Origin of the sequence: Pseudomonas yamanorum, from assembly GCF_013386765.1 — a bacterium.
Lineage (GTDB): Bacteria > Pseudomonadota > Gammaproteobacteria > Pseudomonadales > Pseudomonadaceae > Aquipseudomonas > Aquipseudomonas yamanorum_A.
The window spans coordinates 1-12,648 of sequence record NZ_JACARE010000064.1 but is presented as its reverse complement, the minus strand read 5'-3'; the positions used below and the strand labels follow the sequence as shown (position 1 = coordinate 12,648).

Annotated in this window: 10 protein-coding genes; 6 read left to right on the top strand and 4 right to left on the bottom strand. The window is 64.1% G+C overall.

Features of this window, described 5'->3' with window-relative positions; translation table 11 throughout:
* Positions 1-57 precede the first annotated feature (57 nt).
* Positions 58-645: a biliverdin-producing heme oxygenase gene (locus HX875_RS31185; RefSeq protein ID WP_177048726.1), complete on the top strand. Its 588-nt coding sequence runs from the start codon at positions 58-60 to the stop codon at positions 643-645.
* Complete coding sequence (locus HX875_RS31180; protein WP_177048725.1) at positions 642-2,837, top strand: ATP-binding protein; 2,196 nt, start codon at positions 642-644, stop codon at positions 2,835-2,837. Before HX875_RS31185 ends, HX875_RS31180 begins: the two co-directional genes overlap by 4 nt.
* Here HX875_RS31180 and HX875_RS31175 read toward each other — a convergent pair.
* The 4 genes from HX875_RS31175 to HX875_RS31160 all read right to left on the bottom strand — a co-directional run bounded on the left by HX875_RS31175 (position 2,815) and on the right by HX875_RS31160 (position 7,232).
* Positions 2,815-3,735, bottom strand: a complete 921-nt coding sequence (locus HX875_RS31175) for an alpha/beta fold hydrolase (RefSeq protein WP_177048724.1) — start codon at positions 3,733-3,735, stop codon at positions 2,815-2,817. The two genes, HX875_RS31180 and HX875_RS31175, sit on opposite strands and share 23 nt — an antisense overlap.
* A gap of 217 nt (positions 3,736-3,952) precedes the next feature.
* Positions 3,953-4,414 carry a cysteine hydrolase family protein gene (locus tag HX875_RS31170; protein WP_177048723.1) on the bottom strand — a complete coding sequence of 154 codons (462 nt, stop codon included), beginning with the start codon at positions 4,412-4,414 and terminating at the stop codon, positions 3,953-3,955.
* Positions 4,415-4,612: 198 nt separating this feature from the next.
* Complete coding sequence (locus HX875_RS31165) at positions 4,613-6,439, bottom strand: glycoside hydrolase family 15 protein (protein ID WP_177048722.1); 1,827 nt, start codon at positions 6,437-6,439, stop codon at positions 4,613-4,615.
* Positions 6,432-7,232, bottom strand: a complete 801-nt coding sequence (locus HX875_RS31160; protein WP_177048720.1) for an SDR family oxidoreductase — start codon at positions 7,230-7,232, stop codon at positions 6,432-6,434. Before HX875_RS31160 ends, HX875_RS31165 begins: the two co-directional genes overlap by 8 nt.
* A gap of 161 nt (positions 7,233-7,393) precedes the next feature.
* Between HX875_RS31160 and HX875_RS31155 the strand changes: the two genes are divergently transcribed.
* From HX875_RS31155 to HX875_RS31140, 4 genes are all read left to right on the top strand, one after another.
* Positions 7,394-8,137, top strand: a complete 744-nt coding sequence (locus HX875_RS31155; RefSeq protein ID WP_177048718.1) for an AraC family transcriptional regulator — start codon at positions 7,394-7,396, stop codon at positions 8,135-8,137.
* Positions 8,138-8,251: 114 nt separating this feature from the next.
* On the top strand, positions 8,252-9,700 hold the full coding sequence (locus HX875_RS31150; RefSeq protein WP_177048716.1) for an efflux transporter outer membrane subunit: 1,449 nt from the start codon (positions 8,252-8,254) through the stop codon (positions 9,698-9,700).
* Positions 9,697-10,827, top strand: coding sequence for an HlyD family secretion protein (locus HX875_RS31145; protein ID WP_177048713.1), 1,131 nt, complete (start codon positions 9,697-9,699; stop codon positions 10,825-10,827). The genes HX875_RS31150 and HX875_RS31145 overlap by 4 nt, the downstream gene beginning before the upstream one ends.
* Positions 10,817-12,328 carry a DHA2 family efflux MFS transporter permease subunit gene (locus HX875_RS31140; protein ID WP_177048712.1) on the top strand — a complete coding sequence of 504 codons (1,512 nt, stop codon included), beginning with the start codon at positions 10,817-10,819 and terminating at the stop codon, positions 12,326-12,328. Before HX875_RS31145 ends, HX875_RS31140 begins: the two co-directional genes overlap by 11 nt.
* Positions 12,329-12,648 lie beyond the last annotated feature (320 nt).

The following is a 12,648-nucleotide window of genomic DNA, read 5'->3' as shown; positions in this document are numbered from 1 at the left end:
GACTTGATCCCAGGCCTCTACGTCGCGGTTTCGACCCTTCCGGCGTACGCACTGCTTATGAATTCACTACCTCCTGTCCTTGTTGAATTGCGCGCGGCAACCGCTGCACTGCATCGACGCCTCGATACCCGGCTGCCTTTTTCCCGCATGGACCTGGCGCTTTACCGCGAGCTGATGAGCGCCTACTACGGCTTCTATCAGCCGCTGGAGCGCGCCCTGGCGCCGTGGGGCGAAATCATCCCTGGCTTGGAATGGGGACGGCGCAGCAAAACCCCGTATTTGCAGGCGGATTTGCTAGCGCTGGGCCTGGAAAACCCGCAGATCGACGCCTTGCCGATATGCCCCGAACTGCCCGCCATTACCAACGTGGCCCAAGCCTTGGGCGCCCTCTACGTGCTGGAAGGCGCCACCCTCGGCGGCCAGGTGTTGCGCAACCTGATCGAGATCAAGATTGGTGTTGGCTCCACCAACGGTGGCGCGTTCATGAATGTGTACGGCGCTGAGACCAGCGCCCTGTGGCAGCGCTTCCTCGACTGCCTGTACCCACTGCAATCCCCCGCCGAACGCCTGGAGGCGGTAAGCGTCGCCGAGTCGACCTTCCTGTGTTTCGAGCAGTGGCTGGACCACTGCGGGGTGCTGCGATGACCACGCTTGATACGCTGATAGACGATTGCGCCAGTGAGCCCATCCACATTCCCGGTTCGATCCAGCCCCACGGCCTGCTGTTGACATTGAGCGAGCCGGCGCTTGAGGTGCTGCAAGCCAGCAGCAACCTGACCGTGGCATTGGGCCTGGACGCCGAGCGCATCTCGGGCCAGGCCCTGGCCAGTGTGCTGGGCAGCAAGGCGGCGGCGCAGGTCGTCCTCGCCTTGGCCGACCTGGACGCCGACGCAGATGAACTGCACCAACTGACGCTTGAAGGCTACGCCTACGACATCCTTTTGCACCGCCATCAGGGCCTGCTGTTTCTCGAGCTGGAGCGAGCCCTGACGGTTCAGCACAGCGCCGTGAGCCAGCTCGCCCGCACGCTGCGCCGGCTACAGTCGGCCAAGACCCTCGAAAGCCTGTACCAGGTCTGCGTCACCGAAATTCGCGCCCTGACCGGCTATGACCGGGTCACCTTGTACCGCTTCGAGCAGGAAGGCCACGGCAAGGTCATCGGCGAAGCCCTCAGCGACGGCATGCAACCCTACCTGGGGCTGTGTTTCCCCGCCTCGGACATTCCGCCCCAGGCCCGCGAGTTGTACCGGCTGAACTGGATCCGCGCGATCCCCGACGCCGAGTACCAGCCGGTGCCGATCCTGCCGGCCCTGCGCCCCGACACCGGCCAGCCCCTGGACCTCAGCTTCGCCGTGTTGCGCAGCGTTTCCCCGGTGCACTGCCACTATTTGAAGAACATGGGCGTGCGGTCCTCCATGAGCATTTCGCTGCTCAAGGATGACCAGCTCTGGGGCCTGATCACCTGTGGTCACCGTGAGCCGTTGCGCGTGCCCCATGAACTGCGCACGGCGTGCACCAGCGTCGGCCAACTGCTGTCGATGCAGATCACTTTGCTCCAGGAGAAGCAGGAGCGCGGCCAGCAACGCGAAAAGGCCGCCATGGTTGAAGAGTTGGTGGCGGCCATGACGGCAGATCAGTGCGATGTAATGGAAAGCCTGCTGCCGTATGCGCAATCGCTGCTGAACCTGACTGCCGCCGGTGGCCTGGCGATTCTGGTGGAAGAGCGCCTGCATGTGTTCGGCGTTTGCCCCACGCGGGCTGAGATCCACGAGCTGTACCGGTGGGTGCGCGGGCAAGGCAAAGGCGTGGTGCACAGCCATCAGCTGTCTGCGGACTTTCCCCCGGCGGCGGCCTATCAGGCCCATGCCAGTGGCCTGTTGGCGTTCTGCCTGCCCAAGCCGGTGGACAACGCGGTGATGTGGTTTCGCCCGGAGGTTCAGTCGACGGTGGAGTGGAGCGGCCAGCCGATCAAACACCAGGAACCGGGCGGCACGACGTTAAGCCCGCGCCTGTCGTTTGAACTGTGGAAGCAGCAGGTTGACGGCAAGGCGCTGTATTGGACACTGTCGCAATTGCAGGCGGTGGAAAACCTGCGTCGCAACGCCCTGGAGCACGACCTCGCGCGCCAGGTGCAGCGTGAACATGAGGCCGTACGGGCGCGTGATGAGCTGGTGGCCGTAGTCTCCCATGACCTGCGCAGCCCGCTGACCATCCTGCTGATGCAATGCGGCATGATGCGCAGCATGCTGCCCGCCGCAGACAACAAGACCAGCCGGCGCCTCTCCAGCGCGATTGAGACCATGCAAAACGCTACGTCGCGCATGAACACGCTGCTGGAAGACTTGATCGATATCTCGCGCATCGAGGCCGGGCGCTACAGTGTTTCGCTGCAACAGCTGGATGTGGCGGCGACCCAGGAACAGATCTGCTCGATGTGGCAGCCGCTGGCGGCAGCCAAGGGCGTTGACCTGACATGGCGTTCTGCGCCGGGGCTGTGTGTGCAGGCCGACCCGGAGCGGTTGTTCCAGGTGTTTTCCAACCTGTTGGGCAACGCCCTGAAATTCACCCCGGCGGGCGGTGTGATCGAGGTGATTGCCGAGGCTGACGGTGACGACGTGTTGTTCCGGGTGTGCGACAACGGCATCGGCATCGACCCGGCGCAACTGCCGTATATCTTCGATCGCTACTGGACCTCCCGCGAGGGCAACCCCACCGGCAGCGGGCTGGGGTTGTACATTTCCCACGGCATTATCGAAGCCCATGGCGGCACCCTGTGGGCCGAAAGCGTGGCGGGGCAGGGCAGCGTGTTCAGCTTCAGGATTTTGGCTGGGGGTTAAGGCTCAGCAATTCGAAGATCGCCTCCAGGGTGACCTGGGGTGCTTCCTGGGGAATATTGTGGCCCACGCCGGCCAGTACCTCGCGCCGGTAAAACCCGCTGAAGTTCTCCAGGTCGTCATCTTCAACCGGGGCCGGGCCCACGCCGTCATCGGCGCCGCACAACGAGATGCTTGGCACCGAAATCGGCGGCGGTTGTACCAGCGCCTGCTCGATACTTTCCAGCGCCGGGTCACCCGGTGCGTACATGAAGCGGTGGCGGTAGGAGTGGACCACCACCTCGACAAAATCCGGGTTATCAAACGAGGGTGCGGTCTGGCCATACAGGCTCGGCCCCTCGGCCCAGGACGGCGACCAGAGCGCCCACAGCAACTGGCAGAACTCACGCCGGTTGGCGGTCAAGCCATCGACCCCGCGTTGGGTGTGAAGGTAAAACTGATACCACAGCCGATGCTCTGTTTCCGGCGCCCGGGGCCGGGTCGAGGCGGCAATATCCTGAATGTTGTAGCCATCGCCGGTCACCAGCCCGTGCACCCGCTCAGGCCACAACGCCGCGACGATACAGGCGGCGCGTCCGCCCCAGTCATAGCCCACCAGCGTGGCTTTTTCGATGGACAGGGCATCCATGAAATCCAGCAGATCCTTGGCCAGCGCCGCTTGTTGGCCGGAGCGCATTACATTGGCGCTGATGAAGCGCGTCGGGCCATAACCCCGCAGGTATGGCACCAGCACCCGGTAGCCACGCCCGGCGACCACCGGGGCGATCGCGTCGTAGCCGCGTGGGTCGTAGGGGAAACCGTGCAGCAGGATCACCACCTCGCCGCCTTCCTGGCCATGGGCCTCGTAGGCGATGTCGAGCATGGGGGTGCGCACGTGCAGCAACTGAGCGAGAGCAGACATGGAGGCTCCGAGGGTGGAGGGAAAGTGGTGCAACTGTAGACCAAACGAGTGACCAAACGTCATCCGAAAGGCTGCAATTGCTTTACTTGTCTAGACGATCACCCAGCAGCCCCAGGTTTTGTTGGTTGTACTCTTGCTGTGAGATGGCGGTGAGTCGTTTGGGGCCGCTTCGCGCCCCAGCGGGAGCAAGCTCCCTCGCCACAGTTGGGGGGCAGGGTTAAATTTCTGCGCGGGTGACGATGTGCTTGAAGTGATGCCGCCACAAATCCGCCCCCAGTTTTCCCGAACGGTCCAGCGACGAACCCACGGTCAAATCGCTGATCAGTGTGGGTTGCAAGCCGGCATCAAACAACGCAAACCCGGCCGCCAATAGACAGGTGTCGGTCTGGATGCCGCACACCAGTACCCGCTCCGGCGCGAGGCTTTTCAGGTGGCTGATGGTTTCAGGCGTGGGGGCGTAGCCGTGTTTGATGAAGACATAGTCGGCGGCAATCAGGCTGTTGTCGTCGGGCGCTGGCTGCCAGCCGAGTTGGCGGGCGAACGGGGTGATGCTTTCGTCGTGGCGTTCGACGGTGGCCACTGACGGCATCCGGCCCAGCAGGGCGTTGATGCCGTCCACCAGCCAGTCGGGCGGAGCGAAGGAGGGTTGTACGTCGATGATCAGTAGTACCTGGCGCATTGGAATCCTGGCTGGGATCGAAGGGCCGCGCATTGTGCACCGGGAACACTTCGTCTCCAAGTCTGGCGCGGTCTTTGTGGGAGCTGGCTTGCCTGCGATGGCGGTGTTTCAGTCATTGATGCATGAGCTGATCCACCGCCATCGCAGGCAAGCCAGCTCCCACAGGGTTACTCTGTTGTGGTCAGAGGGGGTACGGCCTTAAGGCTGCCAAACCGTTTTCTCCCCGCTCAACTTGCGGTCCAGGAAGGTCGCCGCGCTGATCAGCGCCAAATGGCTCAACGCCTGCGGCGTATTGCCCAAGTGCCGTGCCTGGTTATCAAACTCTTCGGCATACAACCCCAGCGGGTTGGCATAGCGCAGCAACTGTTCAAACTCCAGGTGCGCCTTCTCCACTTGCCCGGCCCGGGCCAGGCATTCCACGTACCAGAACGAACACGCGGCAAACGCGCCTTCGGTGCCTTGCAGGCCGTCGATCTGGCTGTCGTCGTTGCGGTAGCGGTACACCATGCCGTCACGTACCAGGCTTTTCTGGATGGCTTCAAGCGTCGATAACCAGCGCGGGTCCGTTGCGGCAACGAAGCGCACCAAAGGCATCAACAACATCGAGCCATCCAGCGCGGTGCTGCCGATATGCTGCACAAAGTGCCCGCGTTCTTCGTTCCAGAAATTGCTCCAGATGTCTGCGTAGATTGCCTGGCGGGTCTGGTCCCAGCGGGCAAACGGTGCCGGCAGCGAACGCTTGGACGCCAGGCGAATCGCCCGGTCCAGGGCCACCCAGCACATCAGTCGTGAATGCAGAAAGTGATGCTGCTCGCCGCGCATTTCCCAAATGCCAACGTCTTTGTGGTTCCACGTTTCGCAGACCTGATCCGCCACTTCCACCGTGTGTTTCCAGCCCTCGTGGGAGATGGCTTCACCGTATTTGTTGACCAGGTACACCGCGTCCATCAGTTCGCCGTAGATATCCAGTTGCACCTGGTCGTAGGCCTCGTTGCCGATGCGCACCGGTTGCGCGCCGCCGTGGCCGCTGAGGTGGCTGAGTTCGGTTTCCGGCAGTTCCTGGCGGCCGTCGATGCCGTACAGGATGTTGATTTTCATCGGCTGGTCGCAGCAGTCGCCCACGCGGCCTTTCAACCAGCGCATGTAGCCGTTGGCCTCCTCGATAAACCCCAGGCGCATAAAGGCGTAGACAGTAAACGAGGCATCGCGGATCCAGGTGTAGCGGTAGTCCCAATTGCGTTCGCCGCCGGGAGTTTCCGGCAGGCCGAAGGTGGCGGCGGCAAGGATGGCGCCGTGTTTGCGCGAGGTCAGGAGCTTCAGGGCGAGGGCCGAGCGATTGACCATCTCGCGCCAGCGTCCACGGTAGTTGGACTGGGCTATCCAGCCACGCCAGAATTTCAGGGTGCGTTCCAGGCACAGGTCGGTGCAGTCGTTTTTCACCCGGGCATCGTCCAGGCCGCCGAGGACAAATTCGGCGCCTTCTTCCTGGCCCAGGTCAAAGGTCGCGATGGCGGCGTCGCCATCGAGCTGCATGGCGTGGCTGCCGGCCAGGCGCAGGCCGGGTTGGCCGTCGGCTTCAAAGCGCACGTCAGCGTCATCCAGGGTGGCGCGGGTCTGGGCGCGTGCGTAGTCATGCCGCACCGCGCAGCGCAGGTGAATGGTCGCCTTGCCGCTGACCACCCGCACGCGGCGGATCAGGATCGGCAGGTCGTCGACGTCTTCGCTGATGGTCAGGAAATCGGTGACTTCCACCACCGCCTCATCGCTCAACCAGCGGGTTTGCAGCACGTTGGTGTCCGGCAGGTAGATCTGCTCGCGGCGGGCGTCGGGCAGGTCCGGCGTGAGCTGGAAAATCCCGGCGGCGGGGGAGTCCAGCAGCGAGCAAAAGATCGACGGGCTGTCGAACTCCGGCCAGCAGAAAAAATCGATGCTGCCCTTGTCATTCACCAGCGCCGCGCTGCGCATGTCGCCAATGATGCCGTGGGCATCGATAGCACTTTGTGGTTCGTTTTTCAGATCAACCATTGCCACGAAACTCCGGATAAAGGCTCATGCCGCCATCAATAAACAAGGTGCTGCCCACCACGTAGTCGGAGGCATCACTGGCCAGCCACACCACCGCATTGGCCACGTCTTCGACGTCACCCACGCGGCCATAGGGAATCAGTTTGAGCAGCTCCACCTCGGCCGCGCCTTCGGTGGCGGCGCGGTTGATGGCCGTGCGAATCGCCCCCGGTGCCACGCCGTTGATGCGGATGCGCTGTTGGCTGACTTCCTGGGCCAGGGTGCGCATCAGCATTTCCACGCCGCCCTTGGACGCGGCGTAATTCACGTGCCCGGCCCAGGGAATCACCTGGTGCACCGAACTCATGTGGATGATTTTTCCGGCGGCTCGGGAAACCCCTTCGCGGATGCCCTGGCGATTGAAGATACGCAGGGCCGCGCGGGCGCAGAGGAACTGGCCGGTGAGGTTGACGCCGATTACCGCGTTCCAGTCGTCGAGGCTCATGTCGACGGCGGCGGCGTCTTTTTGCATGCCCGAGTTGGCCACCAGAATGTCCAGGTGCCCGAATGCTTCCAGGGTTTGCGCAAACAGCCGCTCCACATCGGCCTCTTTCGACACGTCGGCACCAATCGCAATCGCCCGGCCACCGCTGGCATTGATCTGCGCCGCCAAGGCTTCAGCCGGCGCCGCCTGGGCGTTGTAGTTCAGCACCACCGCGGCTCCGGCCTCGGCCAGGGCCTTGGCGGCCCCCGCGCCGATTCCGGAACTGGCGCCTGTTACCAGCGCCACTTGTTGCTCCAACGAAATACGCATCGCCCACCCAACCTTTTTCAGAGTGTCCAATCAGCTGACTGATGGCGTGGTCCACAAGTTCACCGGCTGTCTGAAATACGACGATGGCTGTCTATATCTATCGTTTTCGCCACAGGGCTTTTCGCTAGAATCAATGCCTGATTGACGCGAGACCTGAGCCGATGAACAGCCAACCCCGCCCGTGGCTTGAAGCCTATGCCGACAACTACCGCAACGATGACGTGGTGCATCCCCATTGCCACGCCCAGGCGCAACTGATCCACGGGGTGTCCGGGGTGATGGTGGTCAGCACCGCCCAGGGCAGTTGGCTGGTGCCGTCCGGGCATGCGCTGTGGGTGCCCGCCGGCACCCCGCACGAAATCCGCATGGCCGGCGAAGTGCATATGCGCACGCTGTTCCTGATGCCCGAGGCGGAGCCGGGATTGGGGCGCACCTGCCAGGTGATCGAAGTGTCGGCGTTGCTGCGGGAGCTGATCGTCGCCGCGACCCTGATCGCCGGGCACAGCAGCCCGCGCCTGCAGGCCATGGTCGAGTTGATCCGCATGGAGCTGCTCGCCGCGCCGGTGGTGGCGATGCACGTGCCGGTGCCCGGCGAGGCGCGGCTGGCCCGGCTGTGCACCCATTTCATCCGCAACCCCTCCGACGACAGCAGCCTGGAATCCTGGGCCGACAGCCTGAACATGAGCGCCCGTACCCTGAGCCGGGTGTTCCAGCGCGAGTTGGGCATGAGCTTTGGCGAATGGCGCAAGCGTGCCCGCTTGGCCTTGAGTTTGAAGCTACTGGCCCAGGGCGTGTCGATCCTGGAGGTGGCACTGGAGCATGGGTATCAGAGCCCGAGTGCGTTCAGTGCGATGTTTCGTCGGTCGCTGGGTTATCCGCCGAGTCATTTCCGGCCGGGGGCGTAGTGTTGCGTCATGTAACGTTGTTGTCCGTTTAGCGACGATACATGGCCCTGACGCGGGCGAACCGGACAGGCCACCTGCCTAACCTGCAAGGCTCCTTCTTGAGCGAGCCTTGTGATGCACAGCCCTTCCTTTCATCCATGGATACCCATCGCCCTGTTGAGCGTGCTGGCCGGGTGCAGTGGCGTGCCCGGCGAGCCGTCGACGGTCACGGCGACGCCTGCGCCGCAGCTTTCCGCCGAATCGGCCGAGCCGCTGCCTGCCCGTTGGTGGCAGCTGTACCGCGACCCGCAGTTGGACGCTCTGGTGGCGCGCGCCCTGCGCCAGAACAAAGACCTGGAAGCCGCTGCCGCCCACGTCGACGCGTTGCTGGCGCGGCTGGAACAGGTGGACGGCGAGCGCCTGCCGTCCACGTCGCTGGACTATGGCCTGGCCTACGGTCGCAGCCGGGATGACCAGACCCTGGCCCAGGCCACCCACGGCCATGCCGGTGCGGAATGGAGCCACACCCCCGAATTTTCCCTGAGCTACACCCTCGACCTGTGGGGCGAGGTGCGTTACCGCATTGCCGCGGCCCGGGCCGATGCCCAAGTGGCGCGGGCGCTGGAAGACGAGTTGCGGGTGACGGTGGCCGCGCAGATCGCACGTGCCTATGCCCAGGCCTGCGTCTACGGCTTGCAGGAACAGGTGCAGTCGCACTCGGTGCAGTTGCTGGAGCAAAGCGTCGCGGTCACGCAAAAGCTGCAAAAAGCCGGCGCGGCGACGGAGCTGGACTTGAGTCGCCTGCAAGGCCTGCTGCAAGAAACCCGCGCGCCGTTGCCGATGTTCACGGCCCGGCGCAGCAGTGCCTTGTATGAGTTGGCCGTGCTCAGCGGGTTGCCGCCGGAGCAGGTCACGCCTCACAGCTGCGCCCAAAGCCCGCAACTGCAGGCGCCGTTGCCGGTGGGCGAGGGCTGGGCGCTGGTGCAACGGCGGCCGGATATCCGCCGCGCCGAGGGCCAGTTGCGCTCAGCCACATCGACGGTGGGCTTGTCCCGTGCCGAGCTTTATCCGCGGATTACCTTCGGTGCGATGCTCGGTTCGTCTGCCAGCAGCCTGGGCAAACTGGGTGACCATTACGCGACCGTTTATTCCGTCGGCCCGTTGGTGTCCTGGCGCTTTCCCAATCGGCAGATCGCCAAGGCGCGGGTCAAGCAAAGCCAGGCCGAAGCGCGCCAGGCCCTGGCACGGTTTGACGGTACGGTGCTCAACGCGCTGAAGCAGGTGGAGCAGGCCATGGCCTTGTACCAGGGCGAGCAGCAGCGTCGCCAGGCGCTGGCCGCTGCCCTGGACAACAACCGTCGCGCCTTTGACCTGGCGTCCCGCGGCTACCACGCCGGCGCGCTGGATGCCCTGCAACTGCTGGACAGCGAACGCAGCCTGGTGGGCCTTGAAGCCCGCGTGGCCGAGTCCGACCTGCGTTTGATCAACCGCCAGATCGACCTGTTCCAGGCCCTCGGTGGCGGCTGGCAGCGTGACGATCCAACCGCCCCCTTATCTGTCGCTGTCAATGGAGCCACACCATGAACCAGGCTGTTGAACCTATTCGCCTGACCGTTATGCAACGTCATCGTCGCGCCCTGGTGACCACTGCCTCTCTCGCTACGCTGGTAGGGCTCGCCGCCTTTGCCGGGTATTGGTGGCAGTGGGGGCGCTTTCTCGAAGAAACCGACGACGCCTATGTGCGTGCCGATTGGGTCGCCATCAGCCCACGGATCGCCGGGTATGTGGCCCAGGTGCTGGTGGAAGACAACCAGCCGGTCAAGGCGGGAGATGTGTTGGTGCGTATCGACGACCGAGATTTCACCGAGCGCCTCAACAGCGCCCAGGCGCAACTGCAACAGGCGCAGGCAGCCGCTACTGCACAACAGGCCTCGGTGAAAACCCTCGACGCGCAAATGAGCGAGCAGCAGCAACGCATCACCCAGGCGCGGGCCGCCTTGAGCAGTGGCGAGGCCGAAGCCCGGCGCGCGAGGCTCGATTACCAGCGTTATCGTGAATTGGTCGCGCAACAGGTGGCCAGCGCCCAGCACCTGGAAACCGTCAGCGCCAGCCAGGCGAAGGCCCAGGCGGCGATGGCGCAAGCGAACGCCCAGGTAGCGCGCCAGCAGGCGCAGTTGCAGGTCTTGCAGGCGCGTCGGCAGCAGGCCCAGGCGCAGATCCTTGAGTATCAGGCGCGCGTTGGCGAAGCCGAGTCCAACCTGGCCCTGGCCCGTAACGCGCTGAAGGACACCGAGATCCGCGCGCCGTTTGACGGTGTGGTGGGCCAGCGCAAGGTGCGGCGCCAGCAATACGTGATGCCCGGCCTGCCGCTGTTGGCGGTGGTGCCGGTGGAGCAGGCGTATGTGATTGCCAACTACAAGGAAACCCAGTTGCAGCACATGGCGCCCGGGCAGCCGGTGGATATCGCCGTCGACAGCTTTTCCGGCGCGCACTGGCACGGCCAGGTGGAGAGCATCGCCCCCGGTTCCGGCGCGGTGTTCGCGCTGTTGCCGCCGGACAACGCCACCGGCAACTTCACCAAGGTCGTCCAGCGGTTCCCGGTGAAGATCCGCCTGGAGCCCGGCGAGGCGCGGGTGCTGCCGGGCATGTCGGTGATTGCCACGGTGGACACCCGCCCGGCCGCCCGCCAGGAGCACGTTCATGGAGGCTGAAGGGCGTGTGTCGTTTCGCGCCTGGGTCGCGGTGATCGGCGGGCTGTTCGGCTGCTTCATGGCCGGGATGAACGTGCACGTCACCAGCGCCGCACTGCCGGAAATCGAAGGCGCACTGGGGGCGACCTTCGAGGAAGGCTCGTGGATTTCCACCGCCTACCTGGTGGCCGAAATCATCATGATTCCCCTCACGGCGTGGCTGGTGCAGGTGTTCTCCCTGCGCCGGGTGATGCTGTGGGGCTCGGGGATATTCCTGGTGGCCTCGGTGGCGTGCTCACTGTCGCCGAACCTGCAAGTGATGATCCTGATCCGGGTGGTGCAAGGCGCGGCCGGGGCGGTGCTGATTCCGCTGTCATTCCAGCTGATCATCACCGAACTGCCGGCCAGCAAGATCCCCTTGGGCATGGCCTTGTTCAGCCTGGCCAACAGCGTTGCCCAGGCCGCCGGGCCGTCGATTGGCGGCTGGCTGACCGACGCGTATTCCTGGCGCTGGATCTTCTACCTGCAACTGTTCCCGGGGATCGCGTTGCTGGCGGCGGTGGCCTGGTCCATCGACCGCCAGCCGATGCAACTGGGCCTGTTGCGCCAGGGCGACTGGCTGGGCATCGGCTGCATGGTGCTGGGCCTGGGTGCGTTGCAGATCGTGCTGGAGGAGGGCGGGCGCAAGGACTGGTTCGGTTCGAACTTTATCGTATGGATGACGCTGCTGGCGGTGGTTGGCTTGATCGGTTTTGTGGCGCGCCAGTTGTGGGGCGCCCACAGCTTTATCAACCTGCGGCTGTTGGGGCACTACAACTTTGGCGTGGCCAGCGTGGCGATGTTTATCTTCGGCGCCAGCACCTATGGCCTGGTGTTTTTGGTGCCCAATTACCTGTCGCAGTTGCAGCACTACAACGCCAGCGAAATCGGCGTGAGCCTGATCGCGTATGGGATGGTGCAACTGATCATGGCGCCGTTTCTGCCGCGCCTGATGAAGTGGGTCAGTGCCAAGATGCTGGTGGCCTCGGGGTTCGCGATCATGGCCCTGGGGTGCTGGATGGGGGCGCACCTGTCGGCGGACAGCGCGAGCAATGTGATCGTGCCTTCGATCGTGGTACGGGGCATGGGGCAGCCGCTGATCATGGTGGCGTTGTCGGTGCTGGCGGTGCACGGGCTGGCCAAGGCGCAGGCCGGGTCGGCGTCGGCGGTGTTTTCGATGCTGCGTAACCTGGGGGGGGCGGTGGGTACAGCGCTGCTGGCGCAATTGGTGGTGGTGCGCGAGAAGGTGCATTCGGCGCGCATTGGCGAGTCGGTGACGCTGTTTGACCCGGCCCTGCAAGCGCGTTTGCCCGATGGTGGGGTGCTGCAGGAGCAGTTGCCGGATCACCAAGTGGTGTTGAACCTGTTGGACCAGAGTGTTCGTCACCAGGCGTTTTTGATGGCCTACAGTGATGCGTTCTTTCTGGCGTGTGTGGCGTTGGCGGCGTGTGCGGTGGCGGCGTTGATGTTGCGGCGTACCTAGGGTGGTCAATGCTGTGGTTGACTTGGGGTCTCTGAGGGGTTGAGTACATATCCGTTATTTGGGTTGTTGCTGATATGGGTTCCGCTCTTACAGCGGCTCACTTTTGAAAAGCGCAAAAGTAAGCAAAACGCTCTTGCCCCACCACTCGGCACCTCGCTAGGGCTCGGTGTGCCCGAACGCAGGTATTACTCCGCGGGCCGCCGCGACGGGGCGTCCCTGCCCCGTCGCGGCTAAACCGGCGTCCTGCCGGTTTACCCGCTCCGTACTACCTGCGTTCGGCCAGCGTGGTTTAACGGGGCGCCTAAGATCAAGATCAAAAG